Origin of the sequence: Pseudomonas sp. B21-015 (assembly GCF_024749285.1) — a bacterium.
Taxonomy (GTDB): Bacteria; Pseudomonadota; Gammaproteobacteria; order Pseudomonadales; family Pseudomonadaceae; genus Aquipseudomonas.
Genome location: NZ_CP087196.1, coordinates 4211455 through 4235622 on the forward strand (window position 1 = coordinate 4211455; position 24168 = coordinate 4235622).

At 54.5% G+C, this 24168-nt stretch carries 22 protein-coding genes and 4 pseudogenes; 11 read left to right on the top strand and 15 right to left on the bottom strand.

The features are described from left to right. Positions 1–1362, bottom strand: a complete 1362-nt coding sequence (locus LOY38_RS19045) for an MATE family efflux transporter (RefSeq protein WP_258696570.1) — start codon at positions 1360–1362, stop codon at positions 1–3. A gap of 313 nt (positions 1363–1675) precedes the next feature. Here LOY38_RS19045 and LOY38_RS19050 point away from each other — a divergent pair, with 313 nt between their 5' ends. After that, positions 1676–4003, top strand: coding sequence for a P-loop ATPase, Sll1717 family (locus tag LOY38_RS19050; protein ID WP_258696571.1), 2328 nt, complete (start codon positions 1676–1678; stop codon positions 4001–4003). Positions 4004–4444: 441 nt separating this feature from the next. Here LOY38_RS19050 and LOY38_RS19055 read toward each other — a convergent pair whose 3' ends face one another. The 3 genes from LOY38_RS19055 to LOY38_RS19065 form a co-directional block, all read right to left on the bottom strand. After that, positions 4445–4849: a TIR domain-containing protein gene (locus LOY38_RS19055; protein WP_258696572.1), complete on the bottom strand. Its 405-nt coding sequence runs from the start codon at positions 4847–4849 to the stop codon at positions 4445–4447. Next, positions 4846–6105 (bottom strand): DUF4071 domain-containing protein, encoded by a 1260-nt coding sequence (locus LOY38_RS19060; RefSeq protein ID WP_258696573.1) that lies wholly within the window; start codon positions 6103–6105, stop codon positions 4846–4848. The genes LOY38_RS19055 and LOY38_RS19060 overlap by 4 nt, the downstream gene beginning before the upstream one ends. Positions 6106–6474: 369 nt before the next feature. Further along, entirely contained in the window at positions 6475–7404 is a 930-nt protein-coding gene (locus LOY38_RS19065; RefSeq protein ID WP_258696574.1) for a LysR family transcriptional regulator, read from the bottom strand. Positions 7405–7559: 155 nt separating this feature from the next. Between LOY38_RS19065 and LOY38_RS19070 the strand changes: the two genes are divergently transcribed. Both LOY38_RS19070 and LOY38_RS19075 read left to right on the top strand, forming a co-directional pair. Next, positions 7560–8318 (top strand): TSUP family transporter, encoded by a 759-nt coding sequence (locus tag LOY38_RS19070; RefSeq protein WP_258696575.1) that lies wholly within the window; start codon positions 7560–7562, stop codon positions 8316–8318. 192 nt (positions 8319–8510) lie between these two features. Continuing rightward, positions 8511–8834 (top strand): hypothetical protein, encoded by a 324-nt coding sequence (locus tag LOY38_RS19075; RefSeq protein ID WP_258696576.1) that lies wholly within the window; start codon positions 8511–8513, stop codon positions 8832–8834. A gap of 92 nt (positions 8835–8926) precedes the next feature. Here LOY38_RS19075 and LOY38_RS19080 read toward each other — a convergent pair. Together LOY38_RS19080 and LOY38_RS19085 are read right to left on the bottom strand one after the other, a co-directional pair. Then, positions 8927–9007: pseudogene (locus tag LOY38_RS19080) on the bottom strand (arsenate reductase ArsC); the annotation flags it as partial. A 59-nt stretch (positions 9008–9066) separates the two neighbouring features. Then, positions 9067–9999: a Ppx/GppA family phosphatase gene (locus LOY38_RS19085; protein ID WP_258696577.1), complete on the bottom strand. Its 933-nt coding sequence runs from the start codon at positions 9997–9999 to the stop codon at positions 9067–9069. A 381-nt stretch (positions 10000–10380) separates the two neighbouring features. Here LOY38_RS19085 and LOY38_RS19090 point away from each other — a divergent pair, with 381 nt between their 5' ends. Together LOY38_RS19090 and LOY38_RS19095 are read left to right on the top strand one after the other, a co-directional pair. Then, positions 10381–10773: a VOC family protein gene (locus LOY38_RS19090; RefSeq protein WP_258696578.1), complete on the top strand. Its 393-nt coding sequence runs from the start codon at positions 10381–10383 to the stop codon at positions 10771–10773. Positions 10774–10947: 174 nt separating this feature from the next. Continuing rightward, positions 10948–11253, top strand: coding sequence for a panthothenate synthetase (locus tag LOY38_RS19095; protein WP_258696579.1), 306 nt, complete (start codon positions 10948–10950; stop codon positions 11251–11253). Positions 11254–11425: 172 nt separating this feature from the next. Here the strand turns inward: LOY38_RS19095 and LOY38_RS19100 are convergent, their stop codons facing one another. Beyond that, the gene (locus LOY38_RS19100) at positions 11426–11815 is read right to left on the bottom strand and encodes a cytochrome c family protein (protein ID WP_258696580.1); all 390 of its coding nucleotides are present in this window, start codon (positions 11813–11815) and stop codon (positions 11426–11428) included. 187 nt (positions 11816–12002) lie between these two features. Between LOY38_RS19100 and LOY38_RS19105 the strand changes: the two genes are divergently transcribed. Further along, the gene (locus LOY38_RS19105) at positions 12003–12470 is read left to right on the top strand and encodes a GNAT family N-acetyltransferase (protein ID WP_258696581.1); all 468 of its coding nucleotides are present in this window, start codon (positions 12003–12005) and stop codon (positions 12468–12470) included. Positions 12471–12511: 41 nt separating this feature from the next. Here LOY38_RS19105 and LOY38_RS19110 read toward each other — a convergent pair whose 3' ends face one another. Then, positions 12512–13477 carry a GlxA family transcriptional regulator gene (locus tag LOY38_RS19110; protein WP_258696582.1) on the bottom strand — a complete coding sequence of 322 codons (966 nt, stop codon included), beginning with the start codon at positions 13475–13477 and terminating at the stop codon, positions 12512–12514. 106 nt (positions 13478–13583) lie between these two features. Here LOY38_RS19110 and LOY38_RS19115 point away from each other — a divergent pair, with 106 nt between their 5' ends. Beyond that, complete coding sequence (locus tag LOY38_RS19115) at positions 13584–14144, top strand: thioesterase family protein (RefSeq protein WP_258700755.1); 561 nt, start codon at positions 13584–13586, stop codon at positions 14142–14144. A 485-nt stretch (positions 14145–14629) separates the two neighbouring features. Here the strand turns inward: LOY38_RS19115 and yfcF are convergent, their stop codons facing one another. Then, complete coding sequence (yfcF, locus tag LOY38_RS19120) at positions 14630–15262, bottom strand: glutathione transferase (RefSeq protein ID WP_258696583.1); 633 nt, start codon at positions 15260–15262, stop codon at positions 14630–14632. Positions 15263–15637: 375 nt separating this feature from the next. Between yfcF and LOY38_RS19125 the strand changes: the two genes are divergently transcribed. Both LOY38_RS19125 and LOY38_RS19130 read left to right on the top strand, forming a co-directional pair. Then, positions 15638–16141 (top strand): SLATT domain-containing protein, encoded by a 504-nt coding sequence (locus tag LOY38_RS19125; RefSeq protein ID WP_258696584.1) that lies wholly within the window; start codon positions 15638–15640, stop codon positions 16139–16141. 48 nt (positions 16142–16189) lie between these two features. Beyond that, positions 16190–16672 (top strand): annotated as a pseudogene (locus tag LOY38_RS19130) (adenosine-specific kinase); the annotation flags it as partial. Between the two features lie 96 nt (positions 16673–16768). Here LOY38_RS19130 and LOY38_RS19135 read toward each other — a convergent pair. Next, the gene (locus LOY38_RS19135) at positions 16769–17590 is read right to left on the bottom strand and encodes a MinD/ParA family protein (RefSeq protein WP_258696585.1); all 822 of its coding nucleotides are present in this window, start codon (positions 17588–17590) and stop codon (positions 16769–16771) included. Positions 17591–17942: 352 nt separating this feature from the next. On the opposite strand from LOY38_RS19135, the gene LOY38_RS19140 reads away from it, so the two are divergent. Next, entirely contained in the window at positions 17943–18803 is an 861-nt protein-coding gene (locus tag LOY38_RS19140; protein ID WP_258696586.1) for a CAP domain-containing protein, read from the top strand. A gap of 174 nt (positions 18804–18977) precedes the next feature. On the opposite strand, the pseudogene LOY38_RS19145 reads toward LOY38_RS19140, so the two are convergent. The 3 genes and pseudogenes from LOY38_RS19145 to LOY38_RS19155 all read right to left on the bottom strand — a co-directional run. Then, positions 18978–19430 (bottom strand): annotated as a pseudogene (locus LOY38_RS19145) (GNAT family N-acetyltransferase); the annotation flags it as partial. A gap of 24 nt (positions 19431–19454) precedes the next feature. Further along, positions 19455–20108, bottom strand: a complete 654-nt coding sequence (locus LOY38_RS19150; RefSeq protein ID WP_258696587.1) for a peroxiredoxin — start codon at positions 20106–20108, stop codon at positions 19455–19457. 170 nt (positions 20109–20278) lie between these two features. Then, a pseudogene (locus LOY38_RS19155) lies at positions 20279–21135 on the bottom strand (cytosine permease). Between the two features lie 137 nt (positions 21136–21272). Here LOY38_RS19155 and LOY38_RS19165 point away from each other — a divergent pair. Beyond that, positions 21273–21695 carry a hypothetical protein gene (locus LOY38_RS19165; RefSeq protein ID WP_258696588.1) on the top strand — a complete coding sequence of 141 codons (423 nt, stop codon included), beginning with the start codon at positions 21273–21275 and terminating at the stop codon, positions 21693–21695. 92 nt (positions 21696–21787) lie between these two features. Here the strand turns inward: LOY38_RS19165 and LOY38_RS19170 are convergent, their stop codons facing one another. Together LOY38_RS19170 and LOY38_RS19175 are read right to left on the bottom strand one after the other, a co-directional pair. Next, positions 21788–22444 carry a DUF2931 family protein gene (locus LOY38_RS19170; RefSeq protein WP_258696589.1) on the bottom strand — a complete coding sequence of 219 codons (657 nt, stop codon included), beginning with the start codon at positions 22442–22444 and terminating at the stop codon, positions 21788–21790. Further along, the gene (locus tag LOY38_RS19175) at positions 22444–24000 is read right to left on the bottom strand and encodes a DUF2235 domain-containing protein (RefSeq protein WP_258696590.1); all 1557 of its coding nucleotides are present in this window, start codon (positions 23998–24000) and stop codon (positions 22444–22446) included. The genes LOY38_RS19170 and LOY38_RS19175 overlap by 1 nt, the downstream gene beginning before the upstream one ends. Positions 24001–24168: the final 168 nt, after the last annotated feature.

Below are 24168 nucleotides of genomic sequence, written 5' to 3' on the forward strand. Positions count from 1 at the left end.
CTACACCAACCGCTCAATCTTCTGATGCTGCCAGACCATTTTGTAATACAGCGTCTGCAGCATCAGCATACCCAGATACGCCACCGGAAACGCCATCCACACCCCTTGCAAGCCAAAGCGCGCATCCAGCAGATAGGCCATCGGCAACTGCACCCCGACCACGCAAACGATCGAAACCACCACCGGCACCAACACCGTGCCGCTGGCGCGCATGATGCCGCCGACGATCGCCTGGAAGCCAAACACCAGCAGGCTCCAGAGCATGATGTGTAGCAGGTGTTCCGCCATCGCCCGGGTGGAATCCTCCGTGAGGAACAACCCCAGCAACCAGTGCGACAACAGATAACCCAACACCACCAACCCACCGGTCAGGCACACGTTGATCAACAGCCCGGTGCGCAGAATCGGCCCCATGCGCTCGATGCGCCCGGCGCCGATGGCCTGCGCGCCGAGGATCGACGCCGTGATCGCAATCGACAACGCCGGGAACTGCACGTAATTGACGATCTGCGTCACCGCCCCGTACGCCGCCGTCGCCTGGGAACCGTGCTGGTTCACCAGCGCCAAAATCACCAGCTCCGACAACGACAACACCACCATCTGCAACCCCGTGGGCAAACCGATGCGCAACACCTTGCCGAGGATCGCCAGATCCAGCCGCATCGCCGCAAACATCTCCCGATCCGGCGCCAAGGGATGCCCCTTGCGAAGCAACCGCCACGCCAACCACCCCATCGCCGACAAGTTACCCACCAACCCCGCCCACGCCGCACTCTGAATCCCCAGCGGCGGCAACCCCAACCACCCGAGAATCAACGCCGGCGTCAGCGCCAGCCCCACACACGTCGACACCACCAGCGCCAACAACGGCGACACCGTGTCACTCACCCCGCGCAGCAACTGCGTGAACAACACAAACACCAACAGCGACGGCAAGATCCACATCATCACATGCGCATACGCCACCGCATCGTCCAGCACATCCGCCGGCGTACCCAAGCCCTGCAACGCGTGCCGGGCGAACACACTGCCCAACACCGCCGCCACCAACCCGATCATCGCCCCCAACAGCAACGTCGAACCGGCGATGGCCTTGACCAAGTGCGGCTCGCGAGCGCCCCAGGCTTGGCCAATCAGAACCCCAGCGCCCGCGCCGAGGCCGATGACCAAGGCGATGAAGAAGAACACCACGGGGAACATGCCGGATACCGCCGCTAACGCCTGGGTGCCGAGCATTTGGCCGATGTAGATGCTGTTGATCGTGCCGGACATGGACTGGAGGAAGTTGGAGAGGACCATGGGCGCGAGGAATAGGAGGTAGGTTTGCCAGAGGGGGTGTTGGGGTTTGGCTGGGGTTTGCATTGAGGGTCCGTCTCGGTTGGGCTGGCGGTTTGCAAATTCTACGCTAGGGAACTGACAACGACGTGTTCCTAAATCGACAATCTTGGAGCATAAATTAAGCTCGGTTTCAGCAAAAAGTGGACGTTTAACATTGGCACCTACGGTTATCAACGGTCATTCCGGTAAGCCTAGAGCCTTGGAGGGTGGTTGATAATAATTTTCTGTGACTAGCAGTCTTTGATTGAGTTGTGCAAAGATCTCGGTCAATTATGGCGTTATGCCGCCATGCTCCCGAACGCGTGGCAATCCATGCATGCACGATAAGGACGTCCAAGTGAAAATTGACACTGGTTTTTTTGCCTATGCATCTTTCCCCGCCGATATCGGGCAAGTGATTGATAACGCGATGGAAAGCGTCGGAAAGTACAATAAATCCATTTCTGTAAATACTTGGAAAGCACTCGACATTGCCGGACATTTCATCGCAGGAGAAGTACTAGGTGGTATTGATAGCGCAGATTTCTTTTTAGCTGATATTTCGGCACTAAATTTCAATGTGACATATGAAATTGGGTATGCAGTTGGAAAATCAAAACGAGTATTGCTGGTTAAAAACAAAAGCTTATCTCCCCAAAGTGCAAAAATTTCCGATGTCGGGATATTCGACACTTTAGGATATCGCGAGTATCAAAATTCTGCCGAATTGATCGCAATTGTAAATGGCGCAAACTTTACAAAACCCATCGAAACAACCAACGCACTTAATGTTAAAGCGCCAATATACTTACTTGACACACCATTCAAAACGGATTGGTCGACCAGGATAATTTCTAGAATTAAGAAGGCCGGCTATACATTTCGAAATTTTGATCCGAACGAGATGCCACGACTCTCCGCTTATGACGCTATTTCTCAAGTATCACAATCGCATGGAATAGTCGTACCCCTTCTGTCATCAACGTCTGCGGGTTTTCAGATTCATAACCTTCGAGCAGCATTCATTGCGGGCTTAGCCGATGGAATGGAGAAGGCTCTTTGTATATTGCAATCCGGTGATGATCCGGTACCGTTAGACTATAGAGACTTTGTGCATGTCACCTATCACCCAGACGACGTTAATCAAGCAATTGAACTGTTCGCAACCGAGGTAACGCAGGCTTTTCAAAAACTTGAGCCAAGCGCGTCAAAACAAGAACGCTCTTTCTTAAAAAAATTAAATCTCGGCGCTACATCCGCAGAAAACGAGATGCGCGACTTAGAGAAATACTACTTAGAAACCGACCAGTTCTTGAAGTCTTTAAGAGGTGAAGCACACCTTGTGGTAGGAAGAAAAGGTTCTGGAAAATCTGCAATTTTTTTACAAATCAGAGATAGTGAGCGTGAAAAAAACAGAAACAAAAATATAGTTCTGGATTTAAAACCTGATGGTTACAAGTTAATAAAATTCAAAGAAAAAATACTCAGTTTTCTTGAAGAAGGAACATATCAGCACACGATTACTGCATTTTGGGAGTACGTACTTTTACTTGAAATCTGCTACAAAATACTTGAGAAGGATAAAACTCGACATATTCACGATCATCGCCTTTATGCCGGCTACCGAGAGTTATCAGAACTGTTCTACGCGGAAGAATACGACTACCAGGGCGATTTTTCCGAACGTATGTCAGTATTAATGGAGCGAATATATTCAGAGTACCAATCCAAGTTTGGCGAATCAGAAAAGGTAAGCTTGACGTCCTCGCAAGTTACGGAACTTATATATAAGCACGACGTGAGACAGCTAAAAATAAAACTCGGCAGCTATCTGGAAAACAAAGAGCTTTTATGGTTGCTCTTTGACAACCTTGATAATGGATGGCCAACATCCGGTCTCCAGCATGAAGATCTTCTAATAATCAGGGCATTAATTGAAGCCACGAGAAAAATAGAAAGACAGTTCAGCCGATCACAATTTAGTGTAAAAACGGTAGTTTTCTTAAGAAATGATGTTTATGAGTTACTTGTAAAAGAAACTTCGGATCGTGGAAAAGAAGCTAGCGTAGTGCTTGACTGGACAGATGCTGATTTGCTTCGCGAACTTGTAAGATTGCGCATTATTTCTAATGGGCTTGATGACACACTTGACTTTAAGAATGCTTGGCTGAAGGTTTTCACCAGTCACTTTAAAGGAGAAGAAACTTCGCAATACTTGATTGATCGCTCACTAATGCGACCACGTTTCTTGTTAAACCTAATTAATCATTGCAAAAGCTTCGCAATCAATTTAAATCATGAACTGGTAGAGAGTGCAGACATAGAAAAAGGAGTCGCGGCTTACTCTTCTGACTTGCTTCGAGATATCGGGTACGAACTGAGAGACATTTCTCAAGAAACTGAAAACGTGCTGTACGCATTTATTGCTTCTGCGTCTGACCTTAGTGAACTCAAAGTAATGGAAACCCTTGTAGAGTCTGGACTTGATCAACAGCAAGCTGCTAACGTTATGGATCTTTTGCTATGGTATGGTTTTTTGGGTATCAGAATAAACTCAGACGAACCGAAGTTTATCTATGACTTCAACTACAACAAAGCCCTAATGGATGGAGTAAAACGAAAATCTACTCACACAGTTACGCTGGTAATCAACCAAGCATTCTGGCCTGCGTTGATGATCGAATAGATAGTTAAAAAGCACCCCAAGGAAAGCTCTTAAAAGACTCTACTTTCATTATTTAGTGGAGGCGAAGTCTGTGATTGGTTTTTTCCAGATGCAGAACTACTTTTGGTTAAAAGAGGAAGTTCTCATGACGACTTGTAGCCCGATTTGGTGCAACCTGTGTGCTCCTCCTGATCATCCACATTCATGCCAATCGTCAAATAAACCGTCTTAATTTTGAACCGAGCCACTGCAAGGCACTTGAATGAAAATATCGATACAGGGATTTGGAAACGCACTGACTTTCAAGATAGATAGCCAAAGTCGCCTGGCGTCCTGCAGCTATGCCAGTGTGAGTATTTCATGGTGAGCTGTTTAAGCAGACCATTTTTCGCTGATCAGATGGTTTTGGTAACTAGCCAACAAGCTGTTGGCCAGCTTTACCAGCTCAGGATTTAGTTACTACTATTTAGCCAGTCGCCTAATAGCATCGACTATAGACGGTGTGTACCAGCCTACAATTTCTCCAGCTTTCTCTGAAACCAAAGAAGGTATTCTTTGTGCTGACCTTGGTCTTATACCTAAGATAGGCACGCCATTATTTACTGCCGTATTGATCTCCCACTCCATCCAATCGCTGTAAGCGGTATACATACCTGCCACGACAATAAAAACATCTGAATCCAGTATTTTTCTTTTTAGAACCGTTTTTATGTAATTCGCATTCTCAGAATTTATCGGCTGATCTACGGTAACTTCTTCGTACGAAGCAATTAGCCCATCCTCTTTATTAAGAAGACTCTTCAATGACACCAATTGGTCATTATAATCCCAGCGATGACTAATAAACACACTATAGTTTTTGTTCATTCTTGATTAGCTACCATGACAGAGACACTGTTATTGTTAAACGTATCTAGATCCCACGAGCCGTCGGATAACGACTTAAATTCTTCTGCATATAGCTGATGACGAGGATCCCCTAAATACTCAGCTGCTCTTGCAGCACTTGCATAAACCCATTTCCGATCACTTCGCTCATCAAAATTATCAGAATCAATAATTTTATCAGTGATCTCTGCTATGGCTTCAAAAGTTTTCTTCGCTGAATATTCGTAAACATAAGAATCTCTATCTTGAGCACCTGCTGCCTTTAGAGCGCCGGACTTCTCAAGAAAACAAATAGCTAAATTCTCACCATTATAGTAGTCTTTTTTTATCGTAAATCCACGATTATAAAATGCTATCGCCTTATCTAAAAACTCAACCTTATTAGTGTCACGCCATATATTTTTATGAATTGCCCCAGCCAGACCTGTTGTTTCCGGATCATTACTTTCATCTGGATTTAGACTCGACAAAACAACCATAGCATTCATACATGCCATCGTAATACTTGGCAATTCGGACTTATACGTACAGAGTGTTAACCGTTGAATCAAGTAATCATCACCCGGCCTAATTTCTAGCGCAGTTTGATATAGATCTTTTGCCTCACTAAATTTTTTATTCTTAAGCGCAATTTCTGCACTTCCAAAAATATAGCCCCACTCGCGTTCAGCCTCAATAGATTCCTCAACCAACCTTTCAACTTCCTCACTTGTTAAATGAGGCACATTCAGGTTAGGCATATAGGTATAAACTGGACTATCTACCACATTTGTAGCCAATGTAGCTTTTAGCAGCTCCGTCAATCTAAATGTTATCTTTCTGGCTTCTGAACAGCCTATATCCTCACCTAAATGTTCATACTGTATTGTAGCTACATGATTTAGATCGAAGTGTAAAACCCCAGATTTTTCGGACATTATTATGGTTGTATTTTTCTTAAGCGCATGCCTCACGCCCAATTCATAAATAGCATTCGCATTACTGGTTGAGATATCAGCGACAACAATATCAGCTGAAAGCAACAACCTGTACATTTCTTTATCGATAACGCCCGAATGGTTGACTTCATCAGCTCTTATGCATTTGATCCCCAAGCCTTCCACTGCCGGCTTTATTATTTCATTATACGTAGCATCTAAATTTAACAACTTCCCTGTTTTGGGGTCGGTTTTCTTACCAAACCCCATAACCACAAAGCAAACTTTTTCCTTTGCATCATTATTTTCATTTTCCATTAGAAAACTCTTTTTATACAGTGGTGGGATGCTAGATGCGACGCAGGTAATTATTTTTTACATTACAAGCCACCTGAAGACACAGCCGTATTATATTCAGGTAACTTATAAAACATTGTGTAACTTCCCTTTAGTACCAGCCATTCGCGGCACAGCATAGATGGGCGGATGTTAAAATGCCAGCACTACGAGTCGTGTCGCGTGGTTATAGATTCATGCTCGCGAAAGCGGTGTGTCAGGCGACATCAATGCCGACTGACACTCCCTCTTCGCGAGCAAGCCCGCTCCCACAGGGGTTGCGCTTAACTGACTGGCATTAGCCTGAGTGGCGCCCGTTTTTTGTGTCCGCGAATCGTGATGCGTCGCCGCCTAAAGCATCCGCACATGCTTTCGATCAAGGCTTTCACCAACGCCACGGATCATCTCCAACAACGACTTCACCCGCAGCGGCAGATTCCCGGCCGGGTACACCGCGTGCATCTGCGGGCTCTCACCGCTGCTGGAGGTGAGTTTGTACTCGGGACAGACACGGAGCAGGCGCCCCGCCTCCACTTCGGGCTCCGCCAGCCAGTCCGCCAGGCGGGCGATGCCGAGGCCCGCCAGGGCCGCCTGGAACACCGCCGAACCGGAGTTGAAGCGAAACTTGGGATGAGCCCGAAAGCTGATGGCCTGCGCCTCACTGCGAAAATTCCACTCTTTGAGAATCCGCGGTGCCGTGTGCAGGATCAGTGAGTGCGCCTCCAGCGCCTCAATGGAGTCGGGCATTCCGCGCCGCTCCAGATACCCGGGGCTGGCATACAGGTAACGTGAATAACTCCAGAGCGGATAGCCGATCAGGTCACTGGATTGCGCAAACGCGCCGCGAATCGAGAAGTCCAGCTTGTTCTTGGCCGGGTCGATGATCTCATCGGTGAAAATCACATCGACGTTCACGTCTGGATAACGCTCGGCGTACTGCGCGATCAACCGGGGCAATACGCCGTGGCCAAGGAACTCGGGGGCGGAAAAGCGGACCCAGCCGTAGGCCTGGCCGCTGATGCCGGCCAGGTCTTCATCCGCCTCACGTTGCAGATCCAGCATTTTGTAGGCGTGGGGCAACAAGCGCTCGCCCGCCTCGGTCAAGCTCACTGCATTGGAGGAGCGATTGAGCAACTTGACCCCGACACTTTCCTCCAGGGCTTGAACGGCACGGGTCAGCGCGCTGGGGGAGCGCCCCAGAGTACGTGCCGCCGCGACGAAACTGCGCTTGCGAGCCACCGTCGCGAAGGCTTCAAGTTCCCCCAACATATCCAATGCCATGCGCCACCTCGTTGCACTTTTCACAACGTGGCATTGCAACACATTAAAAGCCCTTCCGTTAACCTTCCTGCTCAAGGACGCAGGCAAGCCGATGCGATGAAACACGTAGAAGCCGCCGGACGCTCACCCACCCTTCATCGTCAGAGCCTGATTTCATGGTCGATATTATTATCCTTTGCGTGTTCGCCTTCTCCGCCGGACTGATCGATGCGGCGGTGGGCGGCGGCGGACTGATCCAGATTCCCGCGCTGTTCAACGTGCTGCCCACGGCACAACCGGCGGCGCTGCTGGGGACCAACAAGGTTGCGGCAGCCTGCGGCACCGCATTCGCGGCCCGGTCCTTCGTGCGCAAAGTGGTGATCAACTGGAGCCTGGTGATCCCCGCCGCCTGTGCGGCGTTTGTCATGTCCTTCTTCGGTGCGGCCACGGTGTCGTTCGTCCCCCAGTCGGTGATCCGGCCGGCGGTGCTGGTGTTGATCGTGCTGATGGCGATCTACACCTTCTGGAAAAAGGACTTCGGCGCTCTGCACAAACCCATGCACATCGGTACCAGGGAAAAACTGCTGGCGATCGTCATCGGCGGTGCCATCGGCTTCTACGACGGACTGTTCGGGCCCGGCACTGGCAGCTTCCTGATCTTCCTGTTCATCCGCTGCTTCGCCTTCGACTTCCTGCATGCCTCGGCGTCGGCCAAGCTGGTGAACATCGCGACCAACGTAGCGGCGCTGATGTTCTTCATTCCAACGGGTAACGTGCTCTACCTGATCGCCATCCCCATGGCGGCATTCAACATCCTGGGTGCGCTGACCGGCACCTGGCTGGCGGTTCATAAAGGCGTGCCTTTTGTCCGGGCTCTGTTCCTGGTGTTGCTGCTGATCCTGATCGGCAAACTGTCCTATGACCTGTTCGTGTAAACCTGAGGAAAACAGCCCGCATCCAATGTTCGATAGGTGTGGGCTCATGACGCGTGGACGCGGCATTTTCCCACCACGTTTCAACCATTGCTCGCGTCGATAGTCACCATCACTTCAATGAAGTTCTCATAAAAAATCCTCGGCGTAACATCCGCTCCATACCCAACCCATAACACCCCGGAGCACACCATCATGAAACGCCAAACCCTTCTCGGCATCGCTTTCTCGGTTTTTGCAGTTAACGCTTTCGCCGCGTCTTCTACTCACCCGGTCGTCGCTGAAGGCGGCTCGGATCGCCTGATTGAAAGCCGTGTGGCTGAAGGTGGTTCGGATCGTCTGATCGAGAATCGCGTCGCTGAAGGCGGTTCGGATCGTCTGATCGAGAATCGCGTCGCTGAAGGCGGTTCGGATCGTCTGATCGAGAATCGCGTCGCTGAAGGCGGTTCGGATCGTCTGATCGAGAATCGCGTCGCTGAAGGCGGTTCGGATCGTCTGATCGAAAACCGCGCAGCATGAATGAGTGGCTTTACCGCAACACTCGACCAAAGAACCCGGCCTCATCAGCCGGGTTTTTTCATGCGTTTTTTTGCCCGACTGAATCGTCAAATGTGCCGAAGCAGCGCTTCAGCCATCAGTGAGCGAACGTCATTTTTTGCGCAAACGAACAGAACCCGGAGTTTGTCAGCCATCACGTCCTCACATCTGTTTGATCCGAATAGCACAGCTTTTTTTATTGAAGCATCTTCATTCAGTGCCTGGACATCAGGCCATGAAGAACGCCCAACCTTAAGCCCGACTCGGAAGGACTCATATGCGAGATGCCGAATACCTTGAACGCCGCCAGCATGAGCACCAGACCACCGGGCAAGACACTCAGGCGATGGGGTGGTAAGCCCGCCAATTTGAGTTGTTTAACATGCCCCGCTTCCAGCAGACGCAACGACAAGCGCAACAGACCGCCGTAGGTGATACCGCTTTGACCATCGTCATTCAAGCCATTGGCCTTGAGCACTTTGGCCAGCATCCGTGCGGTGCCTGAAGAGCCGATAGTCTGCTGCCAACCCATTGCACGATAACGACGGGTAACTTTTTCAAACTGTAGAGTGGCCACTCGCTCAGCCTCCAGGAGCGCCTGAGCCGTGATACACCCCCCCTGAAAGTAACGAGTGCCAAGAGTGCCGCTGCCAATGGCAATGCTCTCGGTCAACAGGGGCTGCGTGCCTTGCCCCAGAATCAATTCTGTGGAGCCGCCGCCGATATCCACGACCAGTCGCATACTCTCTGTGCCGGGTATCGTATGAGCAACACCGGCATACACCAGTCGAGCCTCTTCATGCCCAGAGATGACGTCTATACGAAAACCCAGATGCCGCTCCGCGCTGGTCAAAAATAATTGAGCATTGTCAGCTTCGCGCACGGCACTGGTCGCCACTGCCCGCACACGCCCCGCCTCGAAGCCGCGCAGTTTTTTGCCAAACCGCGCGAGTGCCTGCCATCCCCGATCCAGCGCCAACTCGTCCAGCGCCCCGCCCTGAAACCCCTCCGCCAAACGGACAGGCTCACGCAGGGTTTTCACTTCCTGGATCACGAACCCCTGATTACGCCTGACCGACTGGCCAATCATCATGCGAAACGCATTGGACCCCAGGTCAATGGCCGCAAACAGGGAGGCGTCTTTCATAGGGGGGATTCCTGGCAAATTCATCGGCCCGCAGACGGAGTTCCGCTGAGCGCTCAAGACGGTTTGCGAGGATCTTGCCATTAGGTCGATGACACGAAGATGACACCCTCTGAATACACTTCAGCCGCCGCATTGTTCAGCGCCAGTATCTCTGCAACGAACTTGTCTGCGAATGACATGCCGTCATCTCACTGAAACAGGACGGACACGAGCTTAGTAAAAGCGTGGATCGCCAAAATCAGGACACTGCTTGAAAACAGCTACGCGCCATCAGCGCCCACTCGAAAGAAAGATGCTGTGAGCGCTTTAAAACGGACAACAAATTTACAGAACAATCTGCTAGATTCGCCACTCATTTGACGCGACAAGGAATGCCCGCTCATGAAATTTGGCTACATGATCATCTACGTCCCGGACGTTGTTGCCTCACTCCAGTTCTTTTCGTCAGCCTTCGGGCTTGGCGTTCGCTTCCTCCATGAATCCAACACCTACGGCGAACTCGAAACGGGAGAAACCGCGCTGGCATTCGCCGCCGATGAACTGGCTGCGATGAACTTCAGCACCGGCCATGTCTCGGCGCACTCTTCCCCCAAACCACTCGGAATCGAAGTCGGTCTGGTGACCGAGGACGTTCCGGCGGCGCATGCCAGAGCGTTGAAGGCGGGCGCCGTCGAAATCTCTGCGCCAGGCGCCAAACCCTGGGGACAAATCGTCTCCTACGTTCGATGCCCTGACGGAACACTTGTGGAACTCTGCACGCCGGTAAAGCAGTAAGTGGGGATCGGTGAGTCGGCATCGTCTCTACAGTAACGACCGTCCGTAACCCTGCACCGACGACCTCTCACCCTTCGCTATTCTTAACCACACACCGCGGGCACGGCTTGCGGCATCAACACCAGGAGTAAGGATCCGGGTAAGGAGCGCGCCACATCAACAGAGTATCGAATAATGAAAATGCTACTGATGGTCGAATTCCCCCATGAGCCTTTCAACGCGTTTGTCAGGTCCGGGAAGGTCGGCGAAATCATGAACCGCATCCTGGACACCATTAAGCCCGAGGCGGCTTATTTCACTGAGCAAGATGGCATGCGAAGTGGAATTTTCCTGATCGATATCGTGGATCCCTCCGAAATACCCGGATATGCGGAACCCTTCTTCCTCAACTTCCAGGCCAACTGCAAGTTCCGTGTGGTCATGAACCCGCAGGACCTGCAAAACGCCGGTCTGGAGGAACTCGGAAAAGCGTGGGCGTGAACCACAATCAATGACTGAGAAACCTGTGGAGAGGGAGCTTGCTCCCGCTTGACCGGGCTGGCGCACCAGTGCGTAGCAACTCACAAAAATCGGCAATGATTGTCAGATTTTGGGGCCGCTGCGCAGCCCAGCGCGAGCAAGCTCGCTCGCCACAAAGGTAGGCATGCACCGATTATTGCGGCTGAAATGTCTGAAGGTAGGCCAACAGGTTTTCGATCTTTTCCGGATCGCTGAGGCCCCAGAAAATCATGCGGGTGCCGGGGACCACGTCCTTTGGAGCTTCGATGTAGGCGGTGAGTGTTTCGCGGGCCCAGACGACGCCTGATGATTTCATGGCGGATGAGTACTGGTAGTCCGTCGTGCTTCCCGCAGGGCGCCCGAAAATGCCATTGAGCTGCGGGCCGAAAGAACCCCTCGCCGAACTCCCGACTTGATGGCAGCCGCCGCAGATTCGCTTAAACAGCTTCTCACCCGCCTCAACATCTCCCGCCGCGTCTGCTTGCAGGCTGAATAACCCTGTATTGAGCATCAAGGCGAAGGTGAGTACGGCGGCGTGTTTCATGTTCGGCTCCAAATCGAGTGTTGCGGACAACAAAAGCGGGCGGCTATTTCATCATGACTGGCGTCTACACCGAAGCCTTGAAGCCAATCTATAACTCTCTTTGCTCCTTTTCAGCGACGAAGCACTCTTCGCCGAGCCGGTGCACGCTCTATGCTGGCTCCCCGTGATGATAATTAGAGCGCAGACGATGTCCGTCATACCTGATCAAAATTCTCCAGTCACGTTGGTCGCGGCTCAACCCGCCGACCTGGACAATCTTGTGGCCATTCGAATTGAGGCCATGCGCGAAAGTCTGGAGCGTGTTGGGCGATTTGATCCGGTACGTGCCCGTGAACGCTTTCTCAACGGTTTTGATCCCCGCAACACGCGTCACATCGAGCTGGCCGGTGTGCGGATTGGTTTTATTGTGGTCAAGCCTCACCTGAACGAACTGCTGCTTGACCACTTGTATGTGCGACCGAGTGCTCAGGGATCAGGTGTAGGCTCTGCTGTCCTCAAACAGATTTTCAAAGAAGCGGACGCCGCCGCGCTCCCTATCAGAGTGGGCGCGCTCAAAGAGAGCGCTTCGAATCGGTTTTACATCCGTCATGGCTTCCAGTTCGTCGAAAGCGGCGAGTTCGACAATTACTATGTTCGTCCGGGCGCTGCGCCTTGACGCCGGTTTTTTACACAGCCTCGACCAGCAGTGGATGTCGCTCAACCCACGCTCGCTTGAAACTTCTTTCGGTAAGCCGCCGGAAGCAGGCCCACTCGCTGCCGAAAAAGCCTGCGAAACGAGTTGCCATCTTCGTAGCCCACTTTGTACGTGATGCTGTCCAGGGTCATTCGTGTGGATTCGAGCAGCTGCTTTGCCCGCTCCAGACGTAGCGTTTGCAGATAGGTCAGCGGCGTGTAACCGGTGGCTTCCTTGAAACGCCTTTTGAAGTTCCTGACGCCAAACCCGAATCGCTCGGCCAAGTCATCAATCAGCAGCGGCTGATGGAAATGATCCTCCAGCCACGTTTGAACCCGCAGGATGTCACTGTCCCCATGGTGCTTGGGCAGTGACCACATGACATAGACCGATTGCTCGCTGCGCACGTTGTCGACCAGCAGGTATTTGCCACACTTCTGCGCCAGTTCCAGTGACGCGAACCGGCGGATCAGATGCAGCAACAGATCCATGGCGGCCGTCGCGCCGCCGCAGGTGATCAGGCGATTGTCCTCGCAGAGGATCTGCGCCTCCTCCAGGCAGGCCTGTGAATACCGGCGCCGAAAAAAATCGGCAAAGGCCCAGTGCGTGGTGACACGAATGCCGTCCAGCATGCCCGCTTCGGCCAGCATGAACGTTGCCGTACACATGGAAGCCACAACGGCACCTTGCGCGTGCTGTTGACGCAGCCACGGCCCATAACCGGGAAATGCCGGCAAGGCGTCCTTCAGTGTGAAGAGGAACCCCGGGATCACCACCAGATCGGTTCGGGAAATGTCGGCGATGGATTGGTCCACGTGCAGCGTCTGCCCTCCCCATCCGGCGACGTCACCGCCATCCAGTGAGGCGGCAACCACATTAAACGGCGCGCTGGCGGTGTCGGCGAACAGGTTGGCGGCACTGAGCACTTCCAGCGCCAGGGTGGCGCTGGCGGCGGAACATTGATCAGCCAGTAGCAGGGTGACGTGCATGAATGATCCCGATTGCGCTTTTCGCATGAAAAAAGTCATTTGTGCACCTACCTTATCCGATTTCTCCCCCCTAAAGTGCACCGGTCATTCAACCCTCGGCATCCTTATGAATCTCTGGTTTCGACTTATCCTCATGCTGTTTCGTCGCCCCTGGCGCAAGCCGGTAGACGCCCTGGCCACCACCGTCATCCGCCTGCGCGTCTGGCCGCTCGACCTCGACCTCAACCGGCACGTCACCAATGGCCGCTATTTCACCCTGGCCGATATAGGCCGCATGGATTTCGTCCTGCGCAGCGGCGCTTACCGCGTGGCTTTGCGCAACAAGGCAGTACCGATCGTTGGGGATACCTGGGGCAAGTTTCGTCGTGAGCTGAAGGTGTTCGAATCGTTCGAGATTCACACCAAAATGCTCGGCTGGGACGATAAATGGAGCTTTATGGAACACCGCTTCGTGAGCAAAGGGCGAGTGATTGGCGTCGTCATCATGCGGGGGCTGTTCCGCTCGGCCAAAGGCACGGTTGCATCTACAGAGATCGTCAGGGATCTGGGATTGGCCGAACAGTCACCCGAGATGTCGATGTGGCTGACGGCCTGGTCGCAAAGCTGCGACGACATGAGCCGTCAGCTGCGTGGGGAAGAAGGCCTGGTTGCCCAACCGCCCCTCTGATCAAGCGCAATCCCTTGTAAGAGCGGGCTTGTGTGGCGAGGGAGCTTGCTCCCGCTCGGCTGCGAAGCAGTCGTATGCCCTTTGCATGCGGTTTAACTTTGAAATGCCGGGGTCGCTGCGCGACCCAACGGGAGCAAGCTCCCTCGCCACACAAGCCCGCACACACTTTTGAACTGCATTGCCCCAGTTATTTGAGCCCGACATAGACCCCTTGCGTGAGCGAGTCTGCTCGCGATGAGGCCATCGCCCTGGCTGGCGTCGATGCAGCAACAGCAACACCGTCTGCCTGGGCCATCTCGGGTTTTCCTCTACGCCCTCCCCGTTCAGCGCCTTGTTCATCTTTACCGTGTCCAGCGCCTTGACCCTCGCGTCTATCCGCTCAGAGGCAGAGCCGCCCCCCTCTGTTTCCTTTGAGCCAGCCGCCTCTTTCTTCATGATGGTTATCTCCCTCTTCCAGATGATTGCCGCTCGCCCACTACTTGAGATTACATCGCAGGACGTTGCAGGTTGACCCACTCCTGTACCGTCGGTCGCTGCCATTGGCGCTGCGCGTATTCCACCAGTGCGGGTGGTACGGAGTCGCCATTGAGTATCAGCCGGTTGAGCATCAAGGCCAGGTCCACATCGGCGATCGACCATTGGCCGAACAGGTACTCGGGGCTGTCAGCCAGCAGCGTTTGTGCGGCATCGAACAGCTTGCGCGTTGCCGACTCGGCCGCTGGCGACAAGGGCCCTGATTTGAGGCCATAAAACACCACCAGCGTGGATCGCTCCTGCCGAATGGGCAGCAAATCGCTGCGCAGCCATGCTTGAACTTGTCGTGCCCTCGCACGCTGTTTCAGATCTCGTGGATAAACCGGCGTCTGGGGTAAAACGTCTTCCAGGTATTCAGTGATCGCCGACGATTCAGACAAGGCGAAGTCGCCCTGCACGAGTGTCGGAACACGCTGGGTCAGAGAGAGGCTGGCATAGTCTGGTGTCTGGTTTTCGGATGTTTCGAGGTTGAGCGGGCTCAGTTCAAATTCGATGCCCTTTTCGCGAAGTGCGACGAAGGCCGACATGGCATAGGGGCTGGTGAATTGAGCGTCAACGTACAGGCGCAGGCGGGAATTGTTCACGGGGTCATCTCCATATGCAGAAGCAAAACACGCTACGAGATCCAGAGTTATAAAGAAAATTCATGTTTTTCATGGGCGTATTCCTGAGCGGAATACGTGAGGTGCGAAACCTGTATGCGGGCTTGCTCGCGAAGAGGGAGTGTCAGTCGACATTAATGTTGCCTGGCACACCGCTTTCGCGAGCTCGCTCCCACAGGGATAGCGCTTGTCGTTTGTTCTGGTTATCGCTTTGGGTCGATTACGTTGGCTCGTATCGTGTGGCGGCGGACGATGGTGGGTGCTACGGCGTAAACGTCGCGTCGAATTCCGGCGCCCTGACTGGGGGCCAAATAGGAGCTAATATTCACCTGAACCCTCCTGCAAAGGACTGCAACCATGAGCCGGCTTGAGCTACTCACCAAATGGAATCGCATGATCGTGCGGTTGCAGATCGAACACGAAATCAGTGCCCGGGATTTCGAGAAATTCAGCTGGAAACTGGGCATCCCCTGCGTGGTGCTGTCAGCGATTGTCAGCGCCAGCGTCTTTGGTTCAATCAGTGACTCATCGCCCCCCTGGCTCCAGTATGCAGCGGGTATCCTTTCGCTTCTGACCCTGGTGTTGAGCTCGGTTCAGACCTTCCTGAACTTTGACACCCGGGCTGCCGGGCACAAAGACACCGCCGAGAAACTCGGTGCGATATCTCGTGAGATTCAGGACGAGATCGCCAGCGGCAAGGACGAGGCGATCCTGGGCCCAATCGTTTTGGACATCCGCAAGCGCATTGATTCGATCCTTCTTGATGCCCCGACCTTGCCCAAGTCAACGATAAGGAAGCTGGGGGATACTCGCGTCCACCCAGAAGCTCCATCAGAGGAGCATGACACCGTCCCGGCTTGAATAGAGGCCAGACGCTGGTCCGCAACATCGTGAAAGGAGGCGTTTGAAATGCAACTCATCACGTTGAAAATCGATAAGCCGGAAGCGACGAACTTCATTTTTGGTCAGACGCACTTCATCAAGTCCGTCGAGGACATTCACGAAGCATTGGTCAATGCCGTGCCCGGCATTCAGTTTGGCGTGGCCTTTTGTGAAGCCTCCGGTAAATGCCTGGTGCGATGGTCTGGCACCCATACCGCCATGATCGAGCTTGCCCGAAAAAATGCGCTAGCCATTGCAGCAGGCCATAGCTTCATCATTTTCCTCGGCGACGGCTTCTATCCGCTGAACGTGTTGAACACCGTCAAAATGGTGCCAGAGGTGTGCCGTATTTTTTGTGCAACCGCCAATCCAACCGAAGTGATACTCGCGCAGACGGAACAGGGACGAGCGGTCCTGGGCGTTGTGGATGGCTTCTGTGCCAATGGCGTCGAAGGCGACGAAGACATCCTGTGGCGCAAGAACTTGTTACGGCAGATCGGCTACAAGCTGTGCCCCCCCCTCCTTCTCCCTATTCGACCACGGAATAGAGAGAACATGAAAACCCCGGAGACCCGCTCCGGGGTTTTGCGTTTCATCCCGACAGGCTCACCGGCCGGAATTGTGCACGAGTTGCTCAACGAAGAACTCCACATGCCCTCTGGGGTGGGTCGGCAATGGCCAGGTGTCGACGTTGTGAGCAAGGGCCTGGAAGGCTTGAGCGCATTTGGAGCGGGGAAAGGCTTCAATCACTGCACGCCCCTTCTGCGCCGCTTTGTGCGCGCATTCGTCGTTTGGCACCGCGCCGACGTATTGCAGGGAGACATCCAGGAACATATCGGTAATCTTTTCCAGCTTGGCAAACAGATTGCGGCCTTCCGCCGGACTGGCCGTCATGTTGACCAGCACCCGAAAACGGCGCAGGCCGTAGTTCAGGTTGAGCAATTTGATCAGTCCGTAGGCGCCGCTGATTGAGGTGGGTTCATCGCACACCACCACCATCACTTCCTGCGCCGCGCGGATGAAATTGACCACTGAGCCACCGATACCGGCGGCCGTGTCGATAATCAGCACATCCAGTTTGTCGCCAATATCGCTAAAGGACTGGATGAGCGCACGGTATTGCGCAGGCTCCAGATGAGTCATGTTCTGCAAGCCAGAAGAGGCCGGGGCCACACGAATCCCCCCTGGCCCTGGCACCAGTACCTCGGAAAGCTCGCAACGCCCTTCGATGACATCGGCCAGTGTGTAGCGCGGGGTCAGCCCCAGCAAAATATCGATATTCGCCAGGCCAAGATCGGCGTCCAGCAGTACGACGCGCCGCCCCATTTTCGCCAGCGCCAGTGAAAGGTTAACCGCCACCGTCGTCTTGCCCACGCCACCCTTGCCGCCGGTCACAGCGATAACTTGCACGCAATGCACCTGATCCATTTTTGCTTTCCCTTCCCTGCGCATTGTGTGCCAGTACGTAATGGCACCCTCCAGATGCCGGAAGCATAGCTGAAAAGCGCAAAATTGCTGCTTTGTCCCCCGACGAGAGGCATTTCGCCATATTCCATCGAACCGTTTCCACGAAAAGGCCGACAAATCAAGGTCACACGCCCCATGAATGCCCCCTGAGCCAGCCCCTCGCCGCCAAATTTGTCTCCTCCCCCCGTGAACCAGTCTTCAGACCCGCAGTCTTAGCCGTGCCGTAAAGGAAGCTCACCCAACGAAGCACTCCTACGGTCATTGCTCGTCCCCGTCCCCCCTATCGTCGTCAACTCATCAGAGCTGTCCGTTCATGCGCCCAACCGTCCGCTGCTGCCGCTTTATCTCGCTGTGCCTGATGCCTTTGCTCCCGCTGCTCGCCAGCCCCGCCCATGCCAGCGGGGAGCGGCAATTGGCGGAGGTCATCAACGACTATCGCGCCGATCCCGATCGTTGCGCGGGGCGTGCGGTCAAGCCGTTGCGGCCACTGTCGCTGAAATCGGACCTGGCCTTGCCGGTTGGTTATGGCGGCGGTTTGCGCAACGCCTTGAAAGCTAACGGCTATCAAGCGGTTGCGGTGCGGACCATTCGCGTGGTCGGCGCGCAAGATGCCGATGAGGCGTTTGACATGCTCCAAAGCGACTACTGCGGGGCGCTGCTCGATACCCAGTACGCCGACATCGGCGTCACTCGCGCCCGTAGCGAATGGCAGGTGGTGCTGGCACAACCGGTGCTCGATGGGCGTATCGGCGATTCGCGTGAAGCGGGCAAGGCGTTGCTGGCGCAGGTCAATGCGGCACGGGCCAGGCCACGTATGTGTGGGCGTCAACGCTTCGCCGCCGCGCGGCCGTTGACCTGGAATGCCGCCCTGGGTGCCGCCGCCCAAGGCCACAGCAAGGCAATGGCCTACGGCAACTACTTCGCCCACCAGGATCCCGACGGTGATATGCCGGCGGATCGCGCCAGAGCTGCCGGTTACCGTGGCCGGCAGATCGGCGAAAACATCGCCGCCGGGCAAGGCTCGCCCAGCAAGGCGATGACCGGCTGGCTGGCCAGCCCCGGGCATTGCGCCAATCTGATGAACCCGATGTTTACCCAGGTCGGCGCGGCGTATGCCGCCGACTCGCGCAGCAACGAGGGGGTTTATTGGACGATGCTGTTTGGGGCGCCTTGAGCGAGGGTTTCGAACCTTGCATAGAAAATGGCTGGCGCTTGGGTCAGTCAGTTAGGGGCTTGAACACCGTAGATCTGTGGGGGCGAGCCTGCTCGCGAAGGCGGCGGGTCAGCCAATATTGCTGCTGAATGTACCGCCGTCATCGCGAGCAGGCTCGCTCCCACAGGTTTGCACCTGCTTCAAGTCGAGGCAGTAGGTGTAGTAACCCGTATCGCGCACATAGCCCAATGACTCGTACAACCGTTGCGCGACGTGATTGTCCGTGGCGGTTTCCAGCACCATGCCCTTGGCGCCGGTCAATAGCGCAAAGGCTCGGGCGGTGTTCATCAATAACGTCCCTACCCCTTTTTCCCTGGCGGCAGGTGTGGTGAACAGGTCGCTGAGCAACCAGGTGCGGTGGGCGTCGATGGAGGAAAACGTTGGGTACAACTGGACGAAGCCGAGCGCTTCGCCCGTGGAGTCCTCGGCGAAGAAAATCGCCGATTCGTCCCTGGCGATGCGCTCGGCGATGAAATCGCGCGACTGCATCAGGTTCGAGGGCTGGCCGTAAAAGCCTCGGTAGGCGTCGAAGAGACTGGCGACTGTGTCGATGTGGGATGCATCAACGCGCAGGACCTGGACGGCCATGTTGGAGATCTCCGAACAGATGGGTTACTTCGGTTGCGCCACCGTGCGCAAATAAGGTTTCAGCGTCTTGAAGCCATCCGGGTATTTCTTCCTGGCGTCCTCATCGGAGACCGACGTGGGAATGATGACGTCCTCGCCAGGACGCCAGTTCACCGGCGTGGCGACGGTGTGCTTGGCGTTCAGTTGCAGAGAATCGAGCAGACGCAGCACCTCATCGAAGTTACGCCCGGCACTCATCGGGTAGATCAGCATCGCCTTGACCTTTTTGTCCGGGCCGACAATGAACACTGAACGCACCGTGGCGTTGTCCACCGCAGTCCGTGCGCCGCCACTGGCATTCGGATGAATCATGTCGTAGAGCTTCGCCACCACCAGGTTCTCGTCACCGATCATGGGGTAGTTGACCGCATGGCCCTGGGTCTCTTCGATGTCTTTGGCCCAGGTCTGATGGTTGCTGACAGGGTCGACACTGAGCCCGACGATTTTGGTGTTGCGCTTGTCGAACTCCGGCTTGAGCCCTGCCATGTAGCCAAGCTCCGTGGTGCACACCGGGGTGAAGTCCTTTGGATGTGAGAACAGAATCGCCCACTTGTCGCCGATCCACTCATGGAAATGCAGCGTGCCTTCGGTGCTTTCAGCGGTAAAGTCCGGTGCTTCGTCGCCAATACGGATTGCCATTTCGTTCTCCTTACTGTTGAGTCGCAGGGAAGCCGCCGGAACCCTGCTTGCTGTTCCAACGGCATTCGGTATCGGTGTTGAACCTGTCAACGCGGATCAGTATAGGAGACGCCTGAAGACAAGGAGGCTAGCGCTGCGCCAACTGCGCAAGCCCTTGAATGACTGTGCATTCAAGCCTGCGAACTGCGCTCGACCGCCACCGCAAGTGCTGATGTCCTGGCCAGCCAGTAATAGAGCACGCCCGGCACCACCAGCCCGACGATCCAGGAAATATCGACACCGCCGAGCTGCGCGACCATCGGTCCGGAGTAGAAGTGAGTGTCGACAAAAGGCAGCTGGACCAACACACCGAGCACATACACGCTGATCCCCAACACATTCCAGCGGCCATAACGCCCCGCCGGGTCGGACAACGCGGGAATGTCATAACGCTCCTTGTTGATGAAGTAGTAATCCACCAGATTGATCGCGCTCCACGGCGTGAAGAAGGTCAGCAGAAAGAGAATGAAGTACTTGAACGTGCTCGGAAACGAGTACTGACCCAGCAACGCGAGCGTGGTGGACGCGCCGACAATCGCCAGCACAAACAGCATGCGTTTGCCGGCGGATATCTCGAAGCCACGACGAAAGCCACTGATAATGGTGGCCACGCACATGAAGCTGCCATAAGCGTTGAGGGTCGACACCGTGACCTTGCCGAACACCACACTCAAGTACAGCAGGGAGGCCATCACGCCGGTACTGCCCAGCCCCCGATGGTGGCGACTTCATGCCCACGAAAATTCGCGCCCGCCACCGCACCGCCGAGCAACTGGCCGATCAGCAAACCAATGAGTGACCAGAACACATCGCCACCCAGCACCACGGCCAGCGCGCCGGTCACAATCGCCGTGATCTGCAGATTGGCGCCGAGCCACAGGGTGAACTGGCTGTAGAGGCTGCCATGGCGCTCGGCTTGCGGGATGTAATCGATCGAACGTGTCTCGATCAGGGGACTTCGCTGCTGGGTATCGCTGACCTTGGTCATTTTTGTGCTCTCTTCTCATGGAGTAGACGCTAATACCAGTCAGTTCAGCGCCATCCATGTGGGAGCGGGCTTGCTCGCGAAGGCGGTGTTCCAGGCAACGTTAATGTCGACTGACACTCCCTCTTCGAGAGCTGGACTTGAGGATTATCCGTGCGGATATGCTGGTGGAGAGAGCTACCCGCTCATTTGCCGAGAGCCGTGCGGGGAACTCTAAGGCAATAGATGAACTCAGGTACGGCGCTATACGACAATTTGCAAAGGCAATGACCGAGCCTGACGAGGATGCAAATGTGTGGGTGGCCGCCAGACATTTGAATGAAGCGCGCAACAAGGTTGCTCACTTATTGGAGAACGCAGCACCTGAGATTGAGCGGAACCTGGTGAATTTCTTCAAGGCCATTGGCGTCAAACCGGCGCAAACCCCTGAAGACTTTGAACAGGCGGTGATGCAGTTGTGCCAGTCAATTTTCACCCTGAAAGAGAACTGGGTCACTCGTAAAAAAATGTACGAGTCGATTGTTCGTGATTTTGAGTCAGGGCAGTTGGTCTGGCGTAAATAGATACGCCAGATTGACTTTATAAAGGCTTTACGGCGACAGCCAACTGGCGGGGGCGTAGATAAGGCGCCTCTGAAGACGCCATAACCGCCCGTTCACCAACTCCCGTAAGGAATGCTGTATTTCTCAATGTAGCGCTTGGCCTTTTCACTGACAGGATAAGCGTAACGTCCTTCGTTCTTACCTTGGCTCGGCCCCAACGGCTCAATCTCTGCTTGGGCTCTGGCCACTTTGACAGGGCGGTGGCATAAGTCTCTGACCCATACCTGTACGACGCCGCCAGGAGCCAGGCCTAGATAGATAGATGCCGTATAACGAGCCTCTTGCTCTGGAGTTTCCGAGCACCGCTGGTTGGTCGAAGACACCATCAGTTGTCTGGCCTGTTCGGGTACATCCACCCAAACGTGATAGGTCTGGGGTTCAACTATGGATTGCCAGCGCACGTAAATGCGCTTGGGGAGGTCGGCACCGACCACTGCTTTTGCAGCGCTGCCGACGGCATGCCAGCCTCGTGCGGACTCTTTGCCGCTTTCTGGTTCCCCGCCTGCGGCCGTGCCGCCACCGGTATGTTGGAACACCTTGCCGTTGATGTCTTCTACGGCGCTGTCCTCAACCCAAACTTTCATATAGTAAGGTTCGGTGAACGCGAGCTCCCACCACTGGGATTTGGGGTCGTGTTTGGCTGACAGCGGATCGGCAGACTGGCAGCCGGCCATGAACAGCATGCACAACAGGGTCACAAGTACTTTCATTACCAAAGCGTCCAGTCAGGTACGTGAGGATGCTGTATGCGGATTGCATCCGTCGTAGGGGCATTGATGTACACCGCGTTAATGCCGCTGCCATCTCTTCGGCCAAGGGGGTGGTTCCAGTTGGCGGACGTGTGAATGTACTTCAGTTTCAGCAATTGTTCTTCTTGCGGCGTGGTGCTGTAGTCACCCGCCACAAATCGGTCGCACAGAGCCTGAAGCTCTGAGGGAACAGCCAGATCTGGCGTGTCGGGAATGTCGTTGAATCGAACGCCTTTTTCTTTTGCCAGGTGGTGCATCACTCGCAGGTACACCCTGGACAGCAGGCCGCTCACAGGACGTTTGAGTTGTACGGCGGCATACACGCGTTTGACGCTTGGGCTGAGCCGATCTTGCGGACTGTTTGGCATAAGGAGTGCGTCTGGGGTGACGACCTCCAGCATCTCTGCGGGCCAGCCTTTGGCCAACCACTGGTTTTTGACCTTCACCGCATCAAGGTAGATCGAGGTGGACATGACATCGGTATTCAGGGGCACCGAGAGTGTTTGCATGGGACTGACGAGCACGCACTCCTGGGCTTCTTCGAGGTAGCCACCGCCGATGTCGGAATGCACGCCCGGCAAGGATATTTCCAGCTGATCGGGCTTGACGCGACTGAGGGCGAAGTTGGCTCGGCATTCATCGCGGGCAGACAGTTGAACGACGTCAGTGAAAAAGCGGCGATCTAGGTAGAGCTTGATACCCGTGGCGATGGGGCTTTTGATGTTGCCCAGATTGGACCAGCCGGCAATCGATGGCACGGTATCGAACAGGCCGATAAAACCCATGTCGATGCCGTTTTTGTATTGGTCATTGAAGGTCGAGCTGAATGCGTTGGGGTTGCTGCGCAGGACATCGCCCAGAGGTCCCTGCTTGGTCCGTACGATTTCGTTGGCGAAATGCCGAGCGGCGGCGGCACCGCGGCTAAAGCCGAATGTATCGAAGGTCAGCGAGGTGATTTCACTGCCAGGGTTATCGACTAAGACTTCATTGATACGCTGCTTGATCAACGCAAACGAGGACTGGACTCGCCCCGCAACGCCTGTCTCACCTCGTCCGGCGCCCGCTCCCAACGAGCTGTCTTTTTCACCGGAACGGGTACCGATGCCCTCGACATAGACAACGCGGGAGGCCCGTTTTTGAGGGCCTTCCCCTTGAGCCTCTGGAACGGCGTCATACAGATCGCTCAGTTTTTTTACATTGCTGACGTCATTGCCATAGCTGCTGTCTGGATCCCCCATGAATGGCTTGCAACTGGCATCGATGTCTTTTGGCTCAATGGGGTGATGGGCGCCGCAGAGCAGACCGGCAGCCGAATTGTTGGCGTTGTTTCCGGTGCCATCGAAGAAGACGCCGATGCGTAACGCTATGCCGATTTTTTGCGGCTCGGGTGCGGGCTCTTTACCGTATTTTTCGTATTCCGCCCAGCGCTGAGCGTGAACATTGACCGGCGCCCCCCCTGGATTACTAAAGTCCTGCGGTGTGTTAGGTCTAGCTGGTTTAGGGACGTATCCACTCAATCCTTGATTCCTTGTTCCGATCCTTGATGAACGGCCGCAGGGTGACAGTCGATGATCGAGGAAGCAATGGATAGCACTTTGATTCTATGTGGTATGCGGCTTGTTAAACATCGCTGGAGAGTGCTTGTTTAAGCACGCTCAAAGTTACTTCCTGAAAGCTACAAAACC

Excerpts from the sequence above, each read along its gene's own strand:
- LOY38_RS19045 (WP_258696570.1), bottom strand. The coding sequence starts at position 1,362 with ATGCAAACCCCAGCCAAACCCCAACACCCCCTCTGGCAAACCTACCTC.
- LOY38_RS19055 (WP_258696572.1), bottom strand. The coding sequence starts at position 4,849 with ATGAACAAAAACTATAGTGTGTTTATTAGTCATCGCTGGGATTATAAT.
- LOY38_RS19060 (WP_258696573.1), bottom strand. The coding sequence starts at position 6,105 with ATGGAAAATGAAAATAATGATGCAAAGGAAAAAGTTTGCTTTGTGGTT.
- LOY38_RS19065 (WP_258696574.1), bottom strand. The coding sequence starts at position 7,404 with ATGGCATTGGATATGTTGGGGGAACTTGAAGCCTTCGCGACGGTGGCT.
- LOY38_RS19070 (WP_258696575.1), top strand. The coding sequence starts at position 7,560 with ATGGTCGATATTATTATCCTTTGCGTGTTCGCCTTCTCCGCCGGACTG.
- LOY38_RS19075 (WP_258696576.1), top strand. The coding sequence starts at position 8,511 with ATGAAACGCCAAACCCTTCTCGGCATCGCTTTCTCGGTTTTTGCAGTT.
- LOY38_RS19085 (WP_258696577.1), bottom strand. The coding sequence starts at position 9,999 with ATGAAAGACGCCTCCCTGTTTGCGGCCATTGACCTGGGGTCCAATGCG.
- LOY38_RS19090 (WP_258696578.1), top strand. The coding sequence starts at position 10,381 with ATGAAATTTGGCTACATGATCATCTACGTCCCGGACGTTGTTGCCTCA.
- LOY38_RS19095 (WP_258696579.1), top strand. The coding sequence starts at position 10,948 with ATGAAAATGCTACTGATGGTCGAATTCCCCCATGAGCCTTTCAACGCG.
- LOY38_RS19100 (WP_258696580.1), bottom strand. The coding sequence starts at position 11,815 with ATGAAACACGCCGCCGTACTCACCTTCGCCTTGATGCTCAATACAGGG.
- LOY38_RS19105 (WP_258696581.1), top strand. The coding sequence starts at position 12,003 with ATGTCCGTCATACCTGATCAAAATTCTCCAGTCACGTTGGTCGCGGCT.
- LOY38_RS19110 (WP_258696582.1), bottom strand. The coding sequence starts at position 13,477 with ATGCACGTCACCCTGCTACTGGCTGATCAATGTTCCGCCGCCAGCGCC.
- LOY38_RS19115 (WP_258700755.1), top strand. The coding sequence starts at position 13,584 with ATGAATCTCTGGTTTCGACTTATCCTCATGCTGTTTCGTCGCCCCTGG.
- LOY38_RS19125 (WP_258696584.1), top strand. The coding sequence starts at position 15,638 with ATGAGCCGGCTTGAGCTACTCACCAAATGGAATCGCATGATCGTGCGG.
- LOY38_RS19135 (WP_258696585.1), bottom strand. The coding sequence starts at position 17,590 with ATGGATCAGGTGCATTGCGTGCAAGTTATCGCTGTGACCGGCGGCAAG.
- LOY38_RS19140 (WP_258696586.1), top strand. The coding sequence starts at position 17,943 with ATGCGCCCAACCGTCCGCTGCTGCCGCTTTATCTCGCTGTGCCTGATG.
- LOY38_RS19150 (WP_258696587.1), bottom strand. The coding sequence starts at position 20,108 with ATGGCAATCCGTATTGGCGACGAAGCACCGGACTTTACCGCTGAAAGC.
- LOY38_RS19170 (WP_258696589.1), bottom strand. The coding sequence starts at position 22,444 with ATGAAAGTACTTGTGACCCTGTTGTGCATGCTGTTCATGGCCGGCTGC.